This window comes from Croceibacterium salegens, from assembly GCF_009827435.1.
GTDB lineage: Bacteria > Pseudomonadota > Alphaproteobacteria > Sphingomonadales > Sphingomonadaceae > Croceibacterium_B > Croceibacterium_B salegens.
Window position 1 is genome coordinate 42,341 of record NZ_WTYM01000044.1, and the last position, 21,020, is coordinate 63,360.

Sequence of the window (21,020 nt, forward strand, 5' to 3'; positions counted from 1 at the left end):
GTCGGGAGGGTACATTTGGTCGATTGAGCAGCGCCATTCGCCGAAGCGGAAAGGCCCAAGAATCGCCCATTTGCGCCGCGCGCCGTCCCGGTCTATGGAGAATTTCGACACTGGCGAAGCATGGAGCCCCGGCGACGCCTTCATCACACTTCGAAGGAGTTTCCACGCATGGCTACTGCCACTGCCGAGCACGACTACATCGTCAAGGACATCAGCCTGGCCGAGTACGGCCGCGACGAGATCGCGATCGCCGAAACGGAGATGCCGGGTCTCATGGCAACGCGCGAGGAATATGGCGCTTCGCAGCCGCTCAAGGGCGCGAAGATCACCGGTTCGCTGCACATGACGATCCAGACGGCGGTGCTGATCGAGACGCTCGTCGCTTTGGGCTCCGAAGTGCGCTGGGCGACCTGCAACATCTTTTCGACCCAGGATCACGCCGCGGCGGCCATCGCCGACCAGGGCATTCCGGTCTTCGCGATCAAGGGCGAAAGCCTGGCCGAATACTGGGACTATGTCGGCAGGATCTTCGACTGGGGCGAAGACGAGACCTGCAACATGATCCTGGACGACGGCGGCGACGCGACGATGTTCGCGCTGTGGGGCGCCCGCATCGAGGCCGGTGAGAGCCTGCCCGAGCCGGGCAACGCCGAGGAAGTCGAGTTCCAGCGCGCGCTGAAGGCGTTCATCAAGGCCAAGCCGGGCTACCTGACCGAGACAGTCAAGAACATCCACGGCGTGTCGGAAGAGACCACCACCGGCGTCCATCGTCTCTACAGCCTCGCCAAGCAGGGCAAGCTGCCGTTCCCGGCGATCAACGTGAACGACAGCGTCACCAAGTCGAAGTTCGACAATCTCTACGGCTGCAAGGAATCGCTGGTTGATGCGATCCGCCGTGCCACCGACGTCATGCTGGCCGGCAAGGTCGCCTGCGTCGCCGGCTTTGGCGACGTCGGCAAGGGCTCGGCGGATTCGCTGCGCAACGGCGGCGCCCGCGTTCTGGTGACCGAAATCGACCCGATCTGCGCGCTGCAGGCGGCGATGGAAGGATACGAGGTCGTGACAATGGAGCAGGCGACCAAGCGCGCCGACATCTTCGTCACCACCACCGGCAACGAGGACGTCATCACCGCCGAGCACATGAAGGCGATGAAGCCGATGGCGATCGTCTGCAACATCGGCCACTTCGATTCCGAAATCCAGATTTCCGCCCTCGACAACTACGACTGGAAGGAAGTGAAGGCGGGGACCGACATCGTCACTTTCCCCGACGGCAAGCAGATCATCATCCTCGCCAAGGGTCGCCTCGTGAACTTGGGCTGCGCCACCGGGCACCCCAGCTTCGTTATGAGCTGCTCGTTCACCAATCAGGTGCTGGCGCAGATCGAGCTGTTCACCAAGGGCGAGCAGTACGACAACGACGTCTACGTGCTGCCCAAGCACCTCGACGAGAAGGTCGCGGCGCTGCACCTCGAAAAGCTCGGCGTTGCACTGACCAAGTTGACCCAGAAGCAGGCCGACTACATCGGCGTGCCGGTCGAAGGTCCGTTCAAGCCGGACCACTATCGCTACTGATCGCGCATCCCCTCCCGCCACACGCGGGAGGGGATAGCCCTTACGGTCTGTTGCATCAGTGGCGCGCGGCTCATAGCTGTAAGTGATGGAGCTCACGCCAACCGCACTGGTACTGCTCGGCCTTATGCTGGCCGCGTGGACGTTTGGCGCCGGCTGGTTGGCGCTGGGCGCCAGCAAGACGGCGCGCCAGGCGCGTGCCTCACGATCGAACGCCCGGCGCCTCGCGCGAATGATGGAAGATTCGCCCGCCGTACCGTTGCTGGTGCGGGCGGATATGAAGATCGAAGGTCCCGACAAGCTCGCAAGCTGGCTCGGGCTCGACAGCCTTCCCGGCTATCTCAGCGAACTGTCCGAGGCGACCGGCGAAAGTGGGCTGGGCGAATTCGAGATGGGCGAACTCACCGAGGCGGTTCGGCGCACGCAGAAGACGGCTGCGCCGTTTCGGATGGTCGTAACTCCGCGCGGTTCGGAGCGCAGCCTGGCGCTGCGCGGGCAGGTCGCCGATCCGGTCGTCGCCCCGCCGGGCGCGGCGTTGGTCTGGTTCTTCGACTTCTCCGAAAGCCACGTCGAACTGACCCGGCTGCGCGAGGAGACGCAGCACGCGCGCGACGACTTCGCCGCGCTGGTCGGGCTGATCGAGGCCGCCCCGATGCCGATGTGGTTCCGCGGTCCCGACATGAAGCTACGGCTGGTCAACAGCGCCTACGTCAAGGCGGTCGGGGCGGACAACGCCGACGCGGTCGTCGAGAAGCAGGTCGAGCTGATCGAGCGGGTCGACGGCCTCACCGCGGCGCAGATCGCCGCACAGGCCCGCGACAAGGACCTGCCGATCGAGCGCATCGTGCAGGCGACAGTGGGCAGCCAGCGCCGCACCGTGCGGGTCAGCGATCTGCCGCTCGGCCAGGAGGGTGTCGCCGGTTACGCCATCGACATCGAGGAGATGGAGGAGCAGTCGCGCGCCTTCCGCGCCTTCCGCGAGGCGCAGCGGCAGATGCTCGATCAGCTTTCGATCGGCGTCGCCCAGTTCGATTCCGAGCAGCGTCTGTCGTTTTCTAACCAGCCGTTCCAGCGGCAGTTCTCGCTTCCGGCCAATTCGGCGGTCGATCCGCCTTCGTTCGAGCGCTTCCTCGACATCGCGCGCGATGCCGGGCGGGTGCCCGAAGTGCGCGATTTCCCGGCGTGGCGGCGCGAGCTGGTCGACTGGTTCGCCTCCGATGCCTCGCACGACGAGGCCTGGACTTTGAGCGACGGCACGCACCTGCGCGTCGTGGCCCAGCCGATGCCCGACGGCGGGCTTGTGATAATTGCCGAGGACCGCTCCGAACCGCTCGCCCTCTCGGCGATGCGCGACACCCTGCTGCGGACCCGCGCCGCGACTTTCGACAGCCTTTTCGAATCGCTCGCGGTTTTTGCGCCCGACGGACGGATGCAGCTGTGGAACCGCCGCTTCGGGGATATTTGGGGTCTGCCCGAACATTTCCTCGACGAACACCCCCGGATCGATAAGGTGCTAGAAAAGATCAGCCGGCAACTTGCTCGACCCGGGCAATGGAAGGCAATTGGCGATGTAGTTCGCTCGGCCACGCTCGACCGTCAGCAGCGCGGCGGGCAGGTGACCCTCACCGACGGCCGCACCCTCGAATTCGCCGGCGTCCCGCTGCCCGATGGCAACGGGTTGCTGACAGTGCTTGACGTGACAGATTCGAAAAAAGCTGAAGACGTCCTTCGCGAGCGCGCTAGCGCGTTGGAAGAGGCCGATGCAGTTAAGACCCGGTTCCTTGCCAACATGAGTTATGAATTCCGCACGCCTTTGACCTCGATAGGTGGCTTTGCCGAGTTGCTGCAGGGTGGGGTCGCCGGCAAGCTGACTTCGAAGGGCCAGGAATACATCGCGGCGATTATCGCCTCTGTTGAGCGCCTGTCGCAACAGATCGAAACGGTGCTCGATCTTACCCAGAGCGAGGTAGGGCTTCTTCCGATCGCCACGGAAGAGGTCGACCTGCTAGCCTTCGTCACTTCCGTCGTACGTGAGCGTGAGGATGTGATCGAGGATAACGACCTCACGCTCAACTTGCGCGGCAACAAGGGCATTGGGACGGTGGTAGTCGACAAGCGTCAGCTCGGCCGCGCATTGGGCAACATCCTCGACAATGCGATTGCCGCGATGCCAGAAGGGGGGCGAATTGTGGTTGCGCTGTCGCGGATGAAACAGGGCGTGCGGATCGTCATTTCCGACAACGGCCCCGGCATGAAACCGAGTGAACTGGCGCGCGCCCTTGAAGGATATCGCATCGGCACTGGCGGCATGCCCGGGGCGCGGCGCGGCGGGCTCGGCCTGCCGCTGGCCCGCCAGCTGATCGAGGCGCACGGCGGCAAGCTCGAACTGCAGAGCGAGCAGGGTGTGGGAACCACCGCCACGATCCTCTTGCCGTGACCGTCGACCTGCCGGACCTGGCCTCGATGGAGGCGTTCGGCGTGCGCATCGCTGCGCGGCTTAGGCTTGGCGACATCGTTGCGCTGACCGGCAACCTCGGTACCGGCAAGACGACGCTGGCGCGCGCAATCATTGCCGCGCTCGGCCATAAGGGCGAGGTTCCGTCACCGACCTTCACCATCGTCGAAACTTACGACGGGCTCGATCCGCCGCTGGTCCATGCCGACTTCTACCGCCTCGAATCGCCTCGGGAGGCCGGAGAACTCGGGCTCGACGACTATCGCGAGGGCGCCGCGCTGCTCGCAGAATGGCCCGACAGAGCCGGAGGCTTCGCGCACGAAGCCGCTTGCCTGTCGGTCACGCTGGAATTTGCTGAAAGCGGTCGCAAGGCGATTGTGAAAGGCGGCGAGGATTGGCTAGGGCGCCTTCCATGAGTGGAGAGTTGCCCGCAGGGCTGGACGAATTCCTTGATCGCGCCGGTTGGGGCGGCAGCGCCGTCGAGCCGCTGGCCGGCGACGCCAGCTTCCGGCGCTATTTTCGTATCCGCGATGCTGATCGCAGCGCTATGCTGATGGATGCCCCGCCGCCACACGAGGACCCGGGCCCCTTCCTTGACGTCGGCGCATGGCTTTCGCACCACGGACATCGCGCACCGGAAATCCACGCCGAGGATCGCGGCCGCGGGCTGGTGCTCATCGAGGATTTCGGCGCCGACCGTATGCGCGACTGGCTCGACGATAATCCCGGTGCGGAGACCGAAACCTATCGCCGGGCGATTGATGCTCTTGTGAGCCTGCACAACTCGCCACCCGGCCCGTTCGCGCCTTACGATATGGCTGTGTACCAGCGCGAAGCGGCTTTGCTGACCGAATGGTATGCCCCGGCGGCAGGGCTGGACGTCGACGCTGCCGCTTATGTTGCGGCCTGGGACGAGGTACTCGCCCCGATGCTTCCGCGCCAACAGCCGGGCGTCACTGTGCTGCGTGACTATCACGCCGAGAACATCATGCTGCTCGATGGCGGCGAGCAGGGTTTGATCGATTTCCAGGACGCGCTGGTCGGCCACCCGGCCTACGACCTCGTCAGCCTGCTGCAGGACGCGCGGCGCGATGTTTCGCCCGATCTCGAACGGGCAATGCTCGACCATTACCTGTCGCAGGTCGATGCCGGTCCGGATTTCCTCGCCGACTATGCCCGCCTTGGCGCACAGCGGAATGCCAAGATCGTCGGCATCTTCGTCCGCTTGTGGAAGCGCGACTGCAAGAAGCACTACACTGCGATGATTCCGCGTGTGTGGAATGCATTGGAGCGCGACCTTGCGCATCCTGCGCTCGCGCCGGTGGCAGGATGGTTCGACGCCAACATTCCGCAACATATCCGCGCTAGCGGCGGCGGCGACCTGTCATGACAGAGCTGGCATCCGATACCGCGATGGTCCTTGCCGCCGGGCTGGGCAAGCGGATGCGTCCGCTTACCGCCAGCCAGCCCAAGCCGCTCGTACGGGTCGCCGGGAAGGCTCTTATCGATCACGCGCTCGACCGTCTCGCCGATGCCGGCGTGGCCAAGGCGGTGGTCAACGTCCACTACCTCGCCGATGCGCTCGAGGCGCACGTCGTGGCGCGCACGGCGCCGCAGGTCACCGTTTCGGACGAGCGCGAACTCCTGCTTGAAACCGGCGGGGGGATGACCAAGGCGCTGCCGTTGCTGCCCGACCCGTTCTTCGCCATCAACAGCGACAACATCTGGCTCGAAGGGCCACAAGACGCCTTCCACGACCTGTCGCGGACATGGGATCCGGAGAAGATGGATGCGCTGCTGCTGCTCGTACCGCATCGCGGGGCGCACAATTTCCGCGGCAAGGGCGACTTCCACATGACCGGCGACGGGCGGCTGACCCGGCGCCGCTCGGGCCGCATCGCCCCGTTCATCTATTCGGGCATCCAACTCGTCAGCCACCGCCTGATGCGCGACGCGCCGCAAGGGCCGTTCTCGACAAACCTCCTGTGGTCGCGCGCCATCGAGGAAGAGCGGCTCTACGGCATCGCATTCACCGGGGAGTGGTTCGAAGTCGGCACTCCAGCGGCAATCGCCCCGACCGAAGCCGCACTCCGGGATGGCTGATTGCCGACCGAATCTTTCGTCATTGCGAGGAACCGAAAGCGACGCGGCAATCCAGTGTGATGTGTACAACCGATCTGGATTGCTTCGCTCCGCTCGCAAAGACGAGTTAAGACAAGGCCATGGCTGATCGCTCCGGGCCACAAGTCTACTCCATCGCCGCGCACCGCGGCTTCGCCGATGCGCTCGTCGCCGGGCTGATTCCCCGCTACTCCGAACCTGAAGTCGGCCTTGCCCGCCTAACCTTGCTGCTTCCGAGCAGCCGCGCTGTTCGGACAGTGTCGGAGGCTTTCATCCGCCTGTCCGGTGCCGGCCTGTTGATGCCGCGCATGGCGACCGTCGGCGACCTCGATCTCGACGAAACGCTCGGCGCACTGCTCGACCCGCTCGGCGCAGGTGCAGCGATCCCACCGGCGGCCGACCCGACGCGGCGTCTGTTCCGGCTGGCGCAACTGGCGGGCGAGGAATTTCGCGGCAGCGACGACCGGCCGCTACCCGGCGCGGCCAGGCTGCGGCTGGCCAAGCAGGTTGCCACAGCGATCGACCGACTGCTAATCGAGGATATCGATCCCGAGGCGTTGTGGCAGGAGCCGGTGCTGCAGGTCCTTGCCGATCAGGCCGATCACTGGAAGGAAAACACCCGGCTTTTCGCGCGAGTCCACGCCCGGTGGCGGGCGGAGCTGGCAGAGCGAAGTGAAGTTGACGCGGCCACCCGGCGCAACAGGTTGTTCGCGCTTGCAGTCGAGCGCTGGCGGTCGGATCCTCCGAAGACGTCGGTAGTGGCGGCGGGTGTGACCAGCGCCGCTCCAGCGCTTGCCGATTTACTGCGCGTGGTATCGGAATTGCCGGGTGGGGCGGTGATCCTGCCCGACCTGGACCTGTCGATGAGCGCGGAGGTGTGGGACGAGCTCGGCCATGCGGGTGCGCCTGACGCCGATCCGCCACTGGCCAAGGGCGATGCCGTCACGCACCCGCAATACCACCTCAAGTTGTTGCTCAACCGCATGGGAGTGAACCGCACCGAGGTGCAGCCGTGGCACCGCGCCGGGCAGGGCAAGGGTCCGCCCGAGCGCAGCCATGCAATCTCCAACCTGTTCCTGCCGCCCCAGGCATCCAAGGGCTGGGTTGATCTGCCGTCTGACAAGCGACGGCTGGCAGGCGTGCGGATCGTCGAGACGGCCAATCCCGAGGAGGAGGCGCAGGCCATTGCGCTGCTCGTGCGGCAGGCCGTCGAGGAGCCGGAGAAGCGCGTAGCGGTCGTTACCCCGGACCGCGGCCTCGCGCGGCGCGTGGTGCATCACCTGCGGCGCTGGAACATTGAAGCTGACGATTCCGCAGGCCGCCCGCTGTCGCAGACACCTGCGGGACGGCTGTTCCTGATCCTCGCTGAAGTCGCCGCCGAACAGGCCGCTCCCGTGCCGCTTATGGCGCTGCTCGAGCATCCGCTGGTGCGGCTCGGCGATGATCGCGGGACGTGGCTCGACGAAGTCCGCGCATTTGAACTGCAACTGCGCGGCCCACGCCCTGCGCCGGAGTTGGAAGCGCTGCGCGAGTTGTCGGCAGAGGCAAAAGTCGAGGACTGGTGGAGCGAGGTGGAATCGATCCTCGCTCCGCTGATGGATGAGGCTGAGGCACCTCTCTCCGACCTGCTCGACAGGCTGGTGGCCGCAGGCGAAGCGCTGGCCGGTGAGAACCTTTGGGCGCGCGAGGACGGGCGGGCGCTGTCGGCGCTGGTCGAGGACCTGCGGTTGCATGCGGGCGAGGCGGGCTTTGCGCTGGCGCCCGCCGAATTGCCGTTTGCGCTGCGCGACCTGCTCGAAGGCGTCGCCGTGCGACCACCCTACGGCAGCCACCCACGTGTCGCAATCTACGGCTTGCTGGAAGCGCGCATGACCCGGGCCGACCTTGTGATCTGCGCGGGGCTCAACGAAGGGACCTGGCCCGCTACGCCGACGCTCGATCCGTTGCTGCCCTCGGCGCTGCTGAGGGTTCTGGGAGTGCCGGGACCGGACTTTCGCATCGGGCTTTCTGCGCACGACCTTGCCGGGATGCTCGGTGCGCCCGAGGTGGTGCTGAGCCGCTCGGCGCGCGACGTGCAGGGGCCAACGATCCCGAGCCGCTTCCTGCTGCGCGTGAAGGCGCTGCTCGGCCAGAGGATGGCCGGCGAGGCGAGCGACGAGGCGCTGCTGGCGCTTGCGCGTGCGCTCGACGATGCTGATCAAGCGCTTCAATATCCGCAACCAAAGCCTGTTCCGAGCCCCGAACAGCGCAAGGTGCGCGTCAGCGTCACCGCGCTCGACCGCCTGCGTTCCGACCCCTACCAGTTCTACGCTTCGGCGATCCTGCGGCTCAAGCAGCTCGACCTGCTCGATGCGGAGCCGACCCCCGCGTGGAAGGGGACGGCGGCGCACGAGGTTCTGGAGAAGTGGCACAAGACCGGGCGGCCGATGGCCGAAGTCGCCGACGAAGTGCTCACGCAGATGAATCACCACCCCCTGATGCGCGCGCTCTGGCGGCCACGGCTGATGAAGGCGCTCGAATGGGTTGAGGCGCAGATCGCCGCGAATCCGGACCGGACCCCGGCGCTGTTCGAGGAATGGGGCTCGATGATGGTCCGCGGCGTCGAGATATTCGGCAAGGCGGACCGGATCGACCGTTACGCCGACGGCACGTTGGCGATTGTCGATTACAAGACCGGCCAGCCCCCGAGCGGAGAGCAGGTCGAGCAAGGCTATGCGCTGCAGCTCGGAACCACCGGCCTGATGGCAGAGCGCGGGGGATTCAAGGGTCTCTCGGGCACCCCCGAGGCGTTCGAATACTGGTCGCTCGCCAAGTCGAAGAAGAGCGACTCCGGTTTCGGTTACATCGCCACGCCGATCCTGACCGGAAGCAAGCGCAGCGGCATCGCGCTGGAGGATTTCCTGCCCGAAGCGCAGCGCTATCTCGACGAGGCGCTCGACAAATGGATCCTCGGTGACGCGCCGTTCACCGCCCGGCTCAACCCTGACGCGCCGGGCTACGACACCTACGACCAGCTCATGCGGCTCGACGAGTGGCTCAGGCGCGAGGACGAGACATGAGCGGCAAGGTCTATCCGCTCAAGGGCGAGCAGGCACTGGCGGTCGATCCGCGCGACAGCGTCTGGCTTTCGGCCAGCGCCGGGACCGGCAAGACGCAGGTCCTCTCGGCGCGCGTGCTGCGTCTCCTGCTGACGCCGGGCGTCAGTCCGTCGCAGATCCTGTGCCTGACCTTCACCAAGGCCGGTGCCGCCGAGATGGCGACCCGCGTCAATGAAGTTCTCGCAAGCTGGGTGCGCATGGATGAGACGCTGCTCGCAGGCGATCTTCACGCCATCGGCGCGCGCGGCACGAAGGAGGAGCTGAGCCTTGCCCGCTCGCTCTTTGCCGAAGTCCTCGATTGCCCGGGCGGCGGCCTGCGCATCGATACGATCCACGCTTTCTCGCAGTGGCTGCTCGGCGCCTTTCCCGAAGAGGCGGGCCTGATTCCCGGCACCAAGCCAATGGAGGACCGCGACAAGGATTTGCTCGCCCACCAGGTCCTCGCCGATCTCCTCGTGACGTGGGAGGAGCAGGGCGACAGCGAGATGCTCGACGCCTTGTCCGAGATGTCGGTGCGGATGGGACCGGACGGTGCGCGCGGCTGGCTGATGCGTTGCGCCAATGCACGCGAGGCGTGGATTGGTCCGGGCAGCTGGCAGGAGCCCCTGCACGAGCGCGTGCGCGGCCTGCTCGGGCTGCCGAGCGATGCTGGTGAGCACTTGCTCGAAGCGCTGTGCGCCGACGATGTGTTCGACGTCGGGTCGCTCAAGGCCTGCCGCGACACTCTTGCCACCTGGAACTCCACCACCGGTCGCGAGGGAGCCGATGCGGCCGACGCGTGGCTTGCGCTCGATCCGGCAGGCCGTGTCGCCGCCATCGAGATCTTCAAGGGCACCCTCTTCAACAAGAGCGATTTCGCCACGCCGGATCGCAAGGGCAAGCAGCTCAACAACATCCTCAAGCGTGAACCGGCCTACGAGGGCGACCTGGATCGAGTCAGCGCCAGCCTCCAGAAGGTGCTCGATTGCCGGGCCTTGCTCGAACTGGTCAGGATTCTCGTCCCCGCGCTGACCATCGGCCGCCGCTTTGCTCTGGCGTGGGACGAGGCCAAGCTGCGCGAGGGGCTGATCGACTTCGACGACCAGATCCGCCGCGCCGCCGACTTGCTCGGTAATTCGGCGCTGTCGGACTGGATCCGCTACAAGCTCGACCGCCAGTTCGATCACATCCTGATCGACGAGGCGCAGGACACCAACGAGGCGCAGTGGTCGATCATCGACGCGCTGACCGGCGACTACTTCGCCGGGCAGGGCCAGGCCGACGGCAAGCTGCGGACGATCTTCGTGGTCGGCGACTACAAGCAGGCGATCTTCCGCTTCCAGGGCACCAGCCCGGAGAACTTCGAGGCCGCACGCCGCCGCTACGACAAGGTCATGGCCGAACTTGCGGCGAATGACCCCGACGCGCGGGAGTTGCGCAACTACGGCCTCGGGCGCTCTTTCCGCACGGCGCAGGCGGTGCTCGATTTTGTCGACAAGGCGATCGACGAGATTGGTCCGGCAGCGTTCGGGCTCGCCAATCCGCCCGAACCCCACGTGGGCGACCAGCGCCCCGGGCTCGTCGCACTGTGGAAGCCAGTCGAGAAGAAAAAGGAAGACGACGATCTCGATGAGGAGGCCGACAACGAGGCGCCCGACACCTGGCTGCCAAGTTCCGAACGGCGCATGGCCGACAGGATCGCCGATCAGGTCAAGCGCTGGCTGACCACCGAACCGATTGCGCTGGTCAAGGGCGAGAAGCGCAATGCCGGGCCGGGCGACATCATGGTGCTGGTGCGCAAGCGGCGAGAACTCGCCGGGCTGATCGTGGCGCGGCTCCAGGCGGCGGGTGTACGGGTGGCGGGTGTCGACCGCTTGCGCCTCGGCGCGCCTCTGGCGGTCAAGGACCTGATGGCCGCACTGCGCTTTGCCGCGCAGCCGCTCGACGACCTGAGCCTTGCCGGATTGCTGGTCAGCCCCCTGATCGGGTGGACGCAGGAACAGTTGCTCGAATTCGGTTATCGGCCCGACAAGACGGCGCTGTGGGATCACTTGCGCAAATCGCGCCAACCCGAAGCGATGCGCGTCGCCGAAATGCTTCGCGACCTGCTGCGTCGGGCTGATTTCGAACCGCCGCAGGCATTGCTGCACTGGATGCTGGTCGGGCCGTGGCAGGGAAGGCGCAACCTCGTCGCGCGGCTCGGGCGGGAAGCCAACGACCCTATCGACGAACTGCTCAACGCGGCGCTGAACTATGCCGGCAGCTACACGCCGAGCCTGCAGGGGTTCATCCGTTGGTTCGACGCTGGGGATGGCGAATTGAAGCGCGAAGCGGGGGCGAACGAGGGCCTTGTGCGGGTGATGACCGTGCACGGTTCCAAGGGCCTGCAGGCGCCAATCGTCATCCTTGCCGACGCGACGGGCAATCCCGACAAGTCGCCGGTCCGTGGGCTGGAATTGACCGAGGACGTGCCGGGCGGGGAGGGGCGCAAATTGCCGATTCCTACGCTCGGCAAAGACGAGAGAGTAGGCCGCGTCGCCGATGCCGAGGCCGAAGCGGCGCTGGCCGAGCGGCAGGAGCACTGGCGGCTGCTCTATGTCGCCATGACCCGTGCCGAAGAGGCGCTGTTTGTCGGTGGGGCGCTCGGCGCAAGGGAAGACGAGCCTGCGGAAGATTCGTGGTACGCCCGACTCTTGCCGCTGGTCGATGCCACTCCAATCGAAGACCCGGTGTGGGGCTGGCGGCTTGAGCACGGCGAACGCGCGCCCGTCCTGCCCAAGGCGACCGATGGAGAAAAACCCGGGCGTCCGGCGCTCCCCGGCTGGGCGACCACCCCGGTCGGCCCTGAACCGCGCCCTCCGCGCCCATTGGCGCCGAGCGCCGTGGGTCAGGACGACGACGCCAACCCGCCGCTTCCGCCCGGTTCGGACAGCTTTGCCGCGCGGCGGGGGGTGCTGATCCACCGCCTGCTCGAACGCCTGCCCGAAGTTCCGCCGCTGCTGCGGGAGAACGGCGCGCGGGACTGGCTCGCCCGGCAGGCGCCCGACGTCGAGGCGGCGGAACGCGACGTGATCCTCGTCCAGGCGCTGGCGGTGCTGGAAGAACCGGGCTGGGCGGAAATCTTCGGGCCCGGTGCACTGGCCGAGGTTCCACTTGCCGCCACGGTCGAGGGGCAGGTCGTGGCAGGTACCGCCGACCGCCTGCTGGTCGAGAAGGATCGCGTGCTGGTGGTCGATTTCAAGACCGCGCGGCGTCCGCCTGCCGGTCTGTCCGATGTCCCCCTCACGACACTGAAGCAGATGGCGGCCTATGTTGCGGCCTTGGCGGCGATCTACCCGGGGCGGCGGATCGAGGCGGCGGTGCTCTACACCCAAACCCCGCGGCTGGTCCCGATACCGCCCGAATTGCTCGCGGAACACAAGGCGGCGTTATCCCCCGCCTAGCAAAGCTATCGGGCAGCACCCGTTGCAACTGCCCGGGTGCGACCTAGATTGACGGCAATCTCAAGGAGTCCCCAAAATGCCGACCAAGAACGTCACCGATGCCAGCTTCCAGACCGACGTGCTCGATTCCGAGACCCCGGTTCTCGTCGATTTCTGGGCCGAGTGGTGCGGGCCGTGCAAGATGATCGCTCCGGCGCTCGAAGAGATTGCCGATGAACTCGACGGCAAGGTGACCATCGCCAAGATGGACATCATGGAGAACCCGGAAATCCCGGGCCAGATCGGCGTGCAGTCGATCCCGCTGATGGTGCTGTTCAAGGGCGGCCAGCCGGTCGCCAAGAAGCTCGGCGCCGCGCCCAAGAGCCAGCTCAAGGGCTGGCTGGAGAGCGAACTGGGCTGACCCCGGCCTCACAAGCCGGCGAGTTGCTCCGCCATCGCATCGAATAGCGTAGGCGAAGCCGCGCCGATCAGGCCCGGCAGTGCCCATTGGTCAACACGGTACGGCGATCCGTCGGGCCGCGCGACCTTGCCGCCGGCCTCGTTGACGAACAGCGCGCCGGCGGCGTGGTCCCACGCCATGGTGCGCTCGAACAGCGAGACGTCGTTGGTGCCCAGCACCAGCCGCGGGTACTGCTCGGCCGCGCAATAGGGGACGTCGACCAGTCGGTAATGCGGGAGTATGTGCTGGCGCACGGCCTCGCGCCTGCCCTGGTCCATGAAGATCAGCGAGATGGCCGCCACCGGCTGCTCTTCGCCGGTTTCCCGGGCGGTGATCTTCTCGCCGTTCACGAAGGCGCCCTTGCCCTTGTGCGCGATGCAGAGGCGCTGCGACAGGCAATCGTAGATCCACCCGGTGTGCGTCTCCCCGCCCGAAGCCATCGCCAGGAGGATGCCGAACGGCGGCTTGCCGTGGGCGAAATTGCGTGTGCCATCGATCGGGTCGACGATCCAGCAGTCCCCGGCGAGGTGGTCCATGATCGATGGATCGGCGTGCGAACCTTCCTCGCCGACGACGGGCAGGCCGGGAATGATCTTCGCGAGCCCGTCGATAAGCATCTCTTCCGACAGCTTGTCGGCCACAGTGACGGGATCGTTGCCGCCCTTGTCCTCGACCTGGTGGGCGGCGAGTTGCTGGTAATAGGGCAGGATCGCCTTTTCGGTGACGTCGCGCAGCAGGTCCTCCACGGCGCGGTGGAAGGCCATGATGTCGGTCATGAGCGGTAGTCCGCGTTGATCGAAATGTACCCGTGCGTCAGGTCGCAGGTCCACACCGTGGCGCGGCCTTCGCCGAGGCCGAGATCGACCTCGATGGAAATCTCGCGGCCCTTGAGGTGGGCGGCGACCGGCGCTTCATCATAGTCGGCCAGCGGCAGGCCTTCCTTCGCGCACCAGGTGCCGCCGAAGCCGATCGACAGTGTGTCGCGGTCTGCGGGCTCACCGGCCTTGCCGACAGCCATGACGACGCGGCCCCAGTTGGCATCCTCGCCGGCGATGGCGGTCTTGACCAGCGGCGAGTTGGCGATGGCGAGGCCGACGCGGCGCGCGCTGGCGTCGCTCGTCGCGCCGGTGACGGCGATCTCGATGAACTTCTGCGCCCCTTCGCCGTCGCGCACCACAAGGTGGGCGAGCTGGCGGCAGACGTCGGCAATCGCTGCGGCGAAGGCGTCGGCCCCGGCGTCGTCGAACGAGGCGAGGGGGGCGTTGCCGGCCTTGCCGGTGGCGAAGGCCAGCACGGTGTCGCTGGTCGAAGTGTCGCCGTCGACGGTGATGCAGCTGAAGGTGTCGTGATTGGCGTCCGAAAGGCACTCCTGCAGGAAGCCCGGATCGACCGCCGCGTCGGTGAAGATGTAGCCGAGCATCGTCGCCATGTCGGGCGCGATCATGCCGCTGCCCTTGATGATTCCGCCGATGGTCACGGTCGTGCCGCCGACAACCGCCGTGGCGAGTGCGCCCTTGTTGAAAGTGTCGGTGGTTCCGATGGTTGCCGCCGCTTCTTCCCACGAGCACTCCGGTGCGTTCAGCGCCGCTTCCACCCCGGCCTGGGCCTTGTCCTTGGGCAACGGCACGCCGATCACCCCGGTCGAGGAGACGAACACCTCGCTCGGTTCGCAGTCGAGATGGCGGGCGACTTGCGCCATGATCGTCTCCACCGCGTCGCGCCCGCGATAGCCGGTGAAGGCGTTGGAATTGCCGGCGTTGACCACCAGCGCCCGCGCCTTGCCGAGCCGGACCTGCTCGCGGCCCAGTTCGACCTCGCTCGAACAGCACACGTTCCGGGTGAAGACCCCGGCAACGGTCGTGCCCGGAGCAACCTCGACAAAGGTCAGATCGCAGCGCCCCCAGTTCTTGTATCCGGCGCGCGCGATGCGCGGCGTCACGCCGGCAATCGGCGGAATGGCCGGGAAGGGCTGGGCGAGGGGTGAGCGATCGAGGTCCATGGTGGCAGTCGGCCTAGCGTGACCGTTGCGCCGGTCAAGCATGTGAACAACAGGACACGGATCGGCCTTGCGACCGCGCGGCCTCTCGCACTATGTTTTCTTCAGGCAAATATCTGAAGAACTGGAATTTATAATGAGATTTCGCCTCATCCTGCTGCTGGCAATGGCACCGGCACCTGTCGCCGCAGTCGAGGCGACGACCCCGATGCCCAAGGAGGGCACGCTCCAGATCGACAACAGTCAGCTGCAATTCGGCCCCGGCCAAGAAAGGCGAACAGTTACTTACCAACTCGAAATCGACGAGCGGGGTCGCGCCAACGTCTGCCGGGTGATGCGCACCAGCGGCGACGAACTGTTCGACAAGTCGGTCTGCAAGCAGCTTCGCAAGACCGCCCGCTTCAATCGTGAACAGGGGACGCTGTTCCAGGATGTGTCGCGCTATTACAACGGATACTTCTACGCCACTCCGGGGAGCCGCGGCGGCCAGCCCGCAGGCTGACCGCCCTCGACATCAGGCAGCAGCCGGTGCGGCCTCTGCGGCCTTTTCGCGCGGGATGAGCACGAAGGCGGCGAGGTAGAGCAGGCCGGTGACGATCAGCAGGTTGTCGTACCCGGTGAACAGCGCGGCATATTCGAAGCACCCGCCGACGATCGTGCCGAGCAGGTTGATTGCAAAGGCCGCCTGGCTGTCGCCCGAGGTGCGGAAGCGCTTGGCGAAGGCAACATTGGCGAGGAAGATCGGGATGAACGCGAGCAGCGTCGCCGAGATCAGGCGAGGCCAGAACGACATCGGCAGCAGCATTTCCGGCTTGATCACCCAGGCCAGCGCGAGGCTCAGCGCAATACCGGTGTAGATCACGGGCAACGGCGGAGTCTTGACCTTGCGGGTGAACTCGACCGCGGCGAGCACGATCAGCAGCACCCCGGCAAAGACCAGCGCGTTGACGAACCACGTGGTGCCGAACAGCAGCGCGAAGGTCGCCACGTTCTTCGTTTCGAGCAGCAGGAACGCCGCGCCCATGAAGAACAGGTCGGCATAAGGCCGCATCGGCTTGAGCGGACCGCCGAGCACGCGCACCGTGAGCAGCGAGGTCGTCAGGATCGCGATCAGCGTGATGGCGTAGAGCGGCGGGAAGTTGTTGCCGCGGAAGTAAAGGAACGGCGAATCGTCCGTCGCAGGCTTGATTTCGCCCTGCGAGGCCTGTTGCCATTCGGCGGCGCACTTCTGGTTGGCGGCGTCGAGGCCGATGCTGACCGTGGCTTGGGCCCCGGCGAAGGTATCGACGCACGGCTTGTGGCCGAAGACCTTGGCGGCGGTGCCCGCGAGCCGGTCGATCAGCCAGTCCTCGCGGTAGTAGTTGTACATCGCGAAAGCGCCGTCGTCCTTCAGGTGGCGGCGGACCGATTCCATCGCTTCTTCGGTGAAGAGGAACGATTCAAGGCGAATCTGCGAGGCGCCCGAGACCAGCGTCAGCGAATCCGGCAGCGCGAACAGGATCAGGTCGTACTTGCGGTCGGTCGATTCGAGGAAGGCGCGGCCGTCGTTGACGTGGCGGTGCACGCGCGGGTCCTGATAGGGCTTGTCGATGTTCCTGGCGGCACCGATCGAGAGAATCTTCGGGTCGATGTCGACCGCGTCGATCCGCTTGGCTCCCTCGGAGAGCGCGATCGCGACGTCGGAACCCGAGCCCGCGCCGATGATCAGCACGTCCTCGAGGCTGTTCTCGGGCAGGCGCAGGTACGGCGTTTCGTAGATGCGTTCGCCCTGCTCGACCTTCCAGTGGGCCGGGGCCATCATCTGGTGCGGCACGCCATTGGCCTTGATCAGCAGGAAGCCGGGCTCGTCCGAAACGACCTCTTCCTGGGTGACCTTGTAATAGGGCGACCAGCTCACGCCCGGCTGCATCGTCTCGACGACCAGCGAAAGGACGAGGCCGAGCGCCCAGGCACCGTTGACGATACGGCGGCGCGGATTGCTGAGCAACAGGTAGATGCCCATGGCGATCACGCCCCAGACAATCGAGGGGGCCCAAAGGAAGCTCAACGTCGTGAAGGTAAGGATGCCCGCGAGCGAGCCGATCAGGTCATAGCGATAGGCGGCGAGCGGGCTGAGGCGCGCGAAGCAGCGCCCGACCAGTTCGGCCGGGCCGGCAAGGATGGTCGCGACCAGCACGAAGACCACGGGCAGGGCCAGCCATGCCGGCGGTCCATTCATCTGCAGAGCGGTGAAGTAGATCACATCGGAACCGCTACGCTCGATCGAGACCGGGAAGCGCTGAACGCCGATGACCAGCGCGGAAAGCAGCGGCAGCGAGACGGGCCAGATCGACCAGTTCTTGCGGCTGATCAGGAAGCCCGCGCCGATGCCGAGGAACGAGCCGAGCAGCACGAAGTTCGAGAAGTAGGACAAGTGCACGACGTTGGCGCCGAGCCAGCGGATAAGCGCCAATTCGAGGAACAGCATCAGGAAGCTCGACATCAGCAGGCGGGCGACCGCGCTGTTGTTCGCATCCTCACGGTCGGTTTCGGAGACGGCGAGCGCCGCCCTGATTTTGGCCCCAAGGCCGTTGGCTGCCGCGCTGTCGTTCATGGTCCCCGCAATGCCGTTCAATTGACTGCTCCCGCCCCCCTGAAGCCGAAGCGGCCAGGTGTTCAAGAGCGGCGGTTACGTGGCTTATGGTTATTAACAGGTTAAAGGTTTCCGGCTTCCGATGGACAAATGCCCGGCAAGCGCTATCTAGGCCGCGCATGCTACGCAGGCTGATCACGCTTTTCGCACTCCTGTCCGGGCTCGCCGCCATCGGTGCCCCCGTGCAGGCGCGCGCGCTCGAAGTGCCGGGAATCGGCATGGTGGCGTCGGCAGAGCTGACCACGCGCTGCAGCAAGCAGGCTGTCGCCCGGCTCGACGAGCGCAAGCAGCCCGCGACCGAATGCCGCCAGGAACAGAAGAAGGGCACCAAGCCGGCGCCCTCGATCATCTACTTCCCGCCGGTGATGCTGCAGGTCGATCGCGCGCGCGAATAACGCGAGCAAAGCGCTCGATACGCTTTACAGACCTGACCGCTGCCGCGCCGCGCGCGGCCCCTGATTTTATTCCAGTTTTGCAGGATTTCGCCCAATGATCGGCGCCATTGCCAAGGCCATTTTCGGCTCTTCCAACGACCGTTACGTCAAGTCGCTCGACAAGACGATCCAGACCATCGCCGCGCTCGAACCGCAGATCGAGGCGCTGTCCGACGAGGAACTGCGCGCCCAGACGCAGAAGTTCCGCGAACAGCTCGAAGGCGGAAAGTCGCTCGACGACATCCTGCCCGAAGCCTTTGCTACCGTGCGCGAAGCTTCGAAGCGCGTCCTCGGCATGCGCCACTTCGACGTGCAGATGGTTGGCGGCATCGTGCTCCACCGCGGCGAAATCGCCGAGATGCGGACCGGTGAGGGCAAGACCCTCGTGGCGACGCTCGCCACCTACCTCAATGCCATCGAGGGCAAGGGCGTCCACGTCGTCACCGTCAACGACTACCTCGCCAAGCGCGACGCTGAATGGATGGGCCAGATATACAGGTTCCTCGGCCTCACCGTCGGCGTGATCGTACCAAACCTGTCCGAGCACCAGCGCCGCGAGGCCTACGGGTCCGACATCACCTACGGCACCAACAACGAATTCGGTTTCGACTACCTTCGCGACAACATGAAGCACGAGCGCAGCCAGCAGGTGCAGCGCCCCTTCAACTTCGCCATCGTCGACGAGGTAGACTCGATCCTGGTCGACGAAGCGCGCACACCGTTGATCATTTCCGGCCCGACCGAGGACAAGAGCGAACTCTACATCAAGCTCGATGAGATCGTGAAAGGCTTCGAGAAGGAGTACTACGACGTCGACGAAAAGGCTCGAACGGTCAACATGACCGAAGAAGGCAACGAAGAGATCGAGCGCCGCATCATGCAGGCTGGCCTGCTGGTCTCGGACAACCTCTACGACGTCGAGAACACTCAGGTGGTGCATCACCTGAGCGAGGCGCTCCGGGCAAACATCATATTCAAGCGCGACATCGACTACATCGTGAAGGACAACAAGGTCGTCATCATCGACGAATTTACCGGTCGCATGATGGAAGGGCGGCGCTGGTCGAACGGCCTGCACCAGGCGGTCGAAGCCAAGGAAGGCGTCAGGATCGAGCCCGAGAACCAGACCATGGCCTCGATCACTTTCCAGAACTACTTCCGCATGTATCCCAAGCTGGCGGGCATGACCGGCACCGCGGCGACCGAGGCGGCGGAATTCTGGGACATCTACAAGCTCAACGTCGTCGAAATCCCGACAAACGTTCCGGTCCAGCGCATCGACGAGGAAGACGAGTTCTATAAGAACACGCAGGACAAGTTCCAGGCCATCGCCAAGGCCATCGCCGAGAAGAGCAAGATCGGCCAGCCGACGCTGGTCGGCACCGTCTCGATCGAGAAGTCCGAATTGCTCAGCCAGTTCCTCGACAAGGAAGGCGTCAAGCACAACGTCCTCAACGCTCGCTTCCACGAGATGGAAGCGCATATCGTCGCCCAGGCCGGCCGCCTCGGTGCTGTAACGATCGCCACCAACATGGCCGGCCGCGGCACCGACATCCAGCTGGGCGGCAACCTCGAGTTCCGCATCGATGACGAGCTCAAGGACATTGCCGATGACGATCCCAAGCGCGCGCTTGAAATCGACCGGATCAAGGCCGAGATCGCCGAAGAGAAGAAGAAGGTGCTCGAAGCTGGCGGCCTGTTCGTGCTCGGCACCGAACGGCACGAAAGCCGCCGTATCGACAACCAGCTACGCGGCCGTTCGGGCCGCCAGGGCGACCCCGGCCTGTCGCGCTTCTACCTGTGCCTCGAAGACGACCTGCTGCGCATCTTCGGGCCGGACACGCTGTTCGCCAAGATGATGAACTCGAACCTCGCCGACGGCGAAGCGATCGGTTCGAAGTGGCTCTCCAAGGCCATCGAGACCGCGCAGAAGAAGGTCGAGGCGCGCAACTACGAGGTCCGAAAGCAGGTCGTCGAATACGACAACGTGATGAACGACCAGCGCAAGGTGGTCTACGAACAGCGCGCCGAGATCATGGACGCCGAGAAGGTCGACGACGTCGTCCTCGACATGCGTCACGACGCTATCAACGCCATCGTCGGCATGGCCTGCCCGCCGGGATCTTACCCCGAGCAGTGGGACGTCGCCGGATTGAAGCAACGCATCGGCGAGATCACGGGTATCGACTTGCCGTTCGACGCCTGGATGAAGGAAGACGCGCTCGAACCCGAGTTGATCGAGGAGCGCATCGTCGCCGCCGCCGACAAGCTGATGGACGAGAAGATCGGCGAAAACGATCACGAGATCTGGCGACAGGTGGAAAAGCAGGTCCTGCTCGACCGGCTCGACCATCACTGGAAAGAGCACCTCGCCACGCTCGACGCGCTGCGCCAGGTCATCGGCCTGCGCGCCTATGCGCAGAAGCAGCCGATCAACGAGTACAAGCAGGAAGCCTTTGGGTTGTTCGAGTTGATGCTTGAAACGATCCGCGAGGATGTGACAAAGATCCTGCTGACCAGCCAACTCCGCATCGCCCCGCCGCCTCCGCCGCCATCGCTGCCGGACCTGCCGGACTTCCTGACAGGCCACGTCGACCCGCTGACGGGGTTCGAGGATTCGAACGACGGCGACGGTTCGGCGGCGCGTGCCGCGCTGTTCGGCGCGCTCGCCGGATCGCCGATGGCAGCCGCCGGACCGGGTGGTGCGTCGGGCAATCCCTTTGCCGGGCAGGACATCAGCCGCAACGCGCCGTGCCCTTGTGGTTCGGGCAACAAATACAAGCACTGTCACGGCGCGCTGGTCTGATCTGCCGCTCCCTCTTGCTGCAATCATAACGAGTGTTACAGTCGC

General features: G+C 65.5%; 14 protein-coding genes. 11 read left to right on the forward strand and 3 right to left on the reverse strand.

Translation table 11 applies throughout. The features are described from left to right. Positions 1–168: 168 nt before the first annotated feature. The 8 genes from ahcY (at position 169) to trxA (ending at position 13,068) form a co-directional block, all read left to right on the forward strand. Positions 169–1,575, forward strand: a complete 1,407-nt coding sequence (gene ahcY / locus GRI89_RS11070) for an adenosylhomocysteinase (RefSeq protein ID WP_159795261.1) — start codon at positions 169–171, stop codon at positions 1,573–1,575. Between the two features lie 85 nt (positions 1,576–1,660). Continuing rightward, positions 1,661–4,009, forward strand: coding sequence for a PAS domain-containing sensor histidine kinase (locus GRI89_RS11075; protein WP_159795264.1), 2,349 nt, complete (start codon positions 1,661–1,663; stop codon positions 4,007–4,009). Further along, positions 4,006–4,443 carry a tRNA (adenosine(37)-N6)-threonylcarbamoyltransferase complex ATPase subunit type 1 TsaE gene (tsaE, locus tag GRI89_RS11080; RefSeq protein WP_328598215.1) on the forward strand — a complete coding sequence of 146 codons (438 nt, stop codon included), beginning with the start codon at positions 4,006–4,008 and terminating at the stop codon, positions 4,441–4,443. Before GRI89_RS11075 ends, tsaE begins: the two co-directional genes overlap by 4 nt. Then, positions 4,440–5,417 carry an aminoglycoside phosphotransferase family protein gene (locus GRI89_RS11085; RefSeq protein WP_159795270.1) on the forward strand — a complete coding sequence of 326 codons (978 nt, stop codon included), beginning with the start codon at positions 4,440–4,442 and terminating at the stop codon, positions 5,415–5,417. The genes tsaE and GRI89_RS11085 overlap by 4 nt, the downstream gene beginning before the upstream one ends. Then, positions 5,414–6,130 (forward strand): nucleotidyltransferase family protein, encoded by a 717-nt coding sequence (locus GRI89_RS11090; protein ID WP_159795273.1) that lies wholly within the window; start codon positions 5,414–5,416, stop codon positions 6,128–6,130. Before GRI89_RS11085 ends, GRI89_RS11090 begins: the two co-directional genes overlap by 4 nt. Positions 6,131–6,249: 119 nt before the next feature. Next, positions 6,250–9,207 (forward strand): double-strand break repair protein AddB, encoded by a 2,958-nt coding sequence (gene addB, locus GRI89_RS11095; protein WP_159795276.1) that lies wholly within the window; start codon positions 6,250–6,252, stop codon positions 9,205–9,207. Continuing rightward, positions 9,204–12,668 (forward strand): double-strand break repair helicase AddA, encoded by a 3,465-nt coding sequence (gene addA / locus GRI89_RS11100; protein ID WP_159795279.1) that lies wholly within the window; start codon positions 9,204–9,206, stop codon positions 12,666–12,668. Before addB ends, addA begins: the two co-directional genes overlap by 4 nt. A gap of 76 nt (positions 12,669–12,744) precedes the next feature. Next, positions 12,745–13,068, forward strand: coding sequence for a thioredoxin (gene trxA, locus GRI89_RS11105; RefSeq protein WP_159795282.1), 324 nt, complete (start codon positions 12,745–12,747; stop codon positions 13,066–13,068). A gap of 8 nt (positions 13,069–13,076) precedes the next feature. Here trxA and GRI89_RS11110 read toward each other — a convergent pair whose 3' ends face one another. Together GRI89_RS11110 and argJ are read right to left on the reverse strand one after the other, a co-directional pair. Next, entirely contained in the window at positions 13,077–13,883 is an 807-nt protein-coding gene (locus GRI89_RS11110; RefSeq protein WP_235913262.1) for an inositol monophosphatase family protein, read from the reverse strand. Continuing rightward, on the reverse strand, positions 13,880–15,106 hold the full coding sequence (argJ, locus tag GRI89_RS11115; protein ID WP_159795285.1) for a bifunctional glutamate N-acetyltransferase/amino-acid acetyltransferase ArgJ: 1,227 nt from the start codon (positions 15,104–15,106) through the stop codon (positions 13,880–13,882). Before argJ ends, GRI89_RS11110 begins: the two co-directional genes overlap by 4 nt. 133 nt (positions 15,107–15,239) lie before the next feature. Between argJ and GRI89_RS11120 the strand changes: the two genes are divergently transcribed. Continuing rightward, entirely contained in the window at positions 15,240–15,605 is a 366-nt protein-coding gene (locus GRI89_RS11120; protein ID WP_159795288.1) for an energy transducer TonB, read from the forward strand. A 12-nt stretch (positions 15,606–15,617) separates the two neighbouring features. On the opposite strand, the gene GRI89_RS11125 is transcribed toward GRI89_RS11120, so the two are convergent. Then, the gene (locus tag GRI89_RS11125) at positions 15,618–17,717 is read right to left on the reverse strand and encodes a spermine/spermidine synthase domain-containing protein (protein WP_235913266.1); all 2,100 of its coding nucleotides are present in this window, start codon (positions 17,715–17,717) and stop codon (positions 15,618–15,620) included. A gap of 137 nt (positions 17,718–17,854) precedes the next feature. On the opposite strand from GRI89_RS11125, the gene GRI89_RS11130 reads away from it, so the two are divergent. Beyond that, positions 17,855–18,130 (forward strand): hypothetical protein, encoded by a 276-nt coding sequence (locus GRI89_RS11130; RefSeq protein ID WP_159795291.1) that lies wholly within the window; start codon positions 17,855–17,857, stop codon positions 18,128–18,130. A gap of 94 nt (positions 18,131–18,224) precedes the next feature. Beyond that, entirely contained in the window at positions 18,225–20,975 is a 2,751-nt protein-coding gene (secA, locus tag GRI89_RS11135; protein ID WP_159795294.1) for a preprotein translocase subunit SecA, read from the forward strand. The last annotated feature ends 45 nt before the right edge of the window (positions 20,976–21,020 follow it).

What these genes read in the sequence shown, in the direction of transcription:
- argJ (WP_159795285.1), bottom strand. Translation starts at nt 15,106, where the DNA reads ATGGACCTCGATCGCTCACCCCTCGCCCAGCCCTTCCCGGCCATTCCG.
- ahcY (WP_159795261.1), top strand. Translation starts at nt 169, where the DNA reads ATGGCTACTGCCACTGCCGAGCACGACTACATCGTCAAGGACATCAGC.
- GRI89_RS11075 (WP_159795264.1), top strand. Translation starts at nt 1,661, where the DNA reads ATGGAGCTCACGCCAACCGCACTGGTACTGCTCGGCCTTATGCTGGCC.
- addA (WP_159795279.1), top strand. Translation starts at nt 9,204, where the DNA reads ATGAGCGGCAAGGTCTATCCGCTCAAGGGCGAGCAGGCACTGGCGGTC.
- trxA (WP_159795282.1), top strand. Translation starts at nt 12,745, where the DNA reads ATGCCGACCAAGAACGTCACCGATGCCAGCTTCCAGACCGACGTGCTC.
- GRI89_RS11085 (WP_159795270.1), top strand. Translation starts at nt 4,440, where the DNA reads ATGAGTGGAGAGTTGCCCGCAGGGCTGGACGAATTCCTTGATCGCGCC.
- GRI89_RS11120 (WP_159795288.1), top strand. Translation starts at nt 15,240, where the DNA reads ATGAGATTTCGCCTCATCCTGCTGCTGGCAATGGCACCGGCACCTGTC.
- GRI89_RS11110 (WP_235913262.1), bottom strand. Translation starts at nt 13,883, where the DNA reads ATGACCGACATCATGGCCTTCCACCGCGCCGTGGAGGACCTGCTGCGC.
- GRI89_RS11090 (WP_159795273.1), top strand. Translation starts at nt 5,414, where the DNA reads ATGACAGAGCTGGCATCCGATACCGCGATGGTCCTTGCCGCCGGGCTG.
- secA (WP_159795294.1), top strand. Translation starts at nt 18,225, where the DNA reads ATGATCGGCGCCATTGCCAAGGCCATTTTCGGCTCTTCCAACGACCGT.
- GRI89_RS11130 (WP_159795291.1), top strand. Translation starts at nt 17,855, where the DNA reads ATGCTACGCAGGCTGATCACGCTTTTCGCACTCCTGTCCGGGCTCGCC.
- addB (WP_159795276.1), top strand. Translation starts at nt 6,250, where the DNA reads ATGGCTGATCGCTCCGGGCCACAAGTCTACTCCATCGCCGCGCACCGC.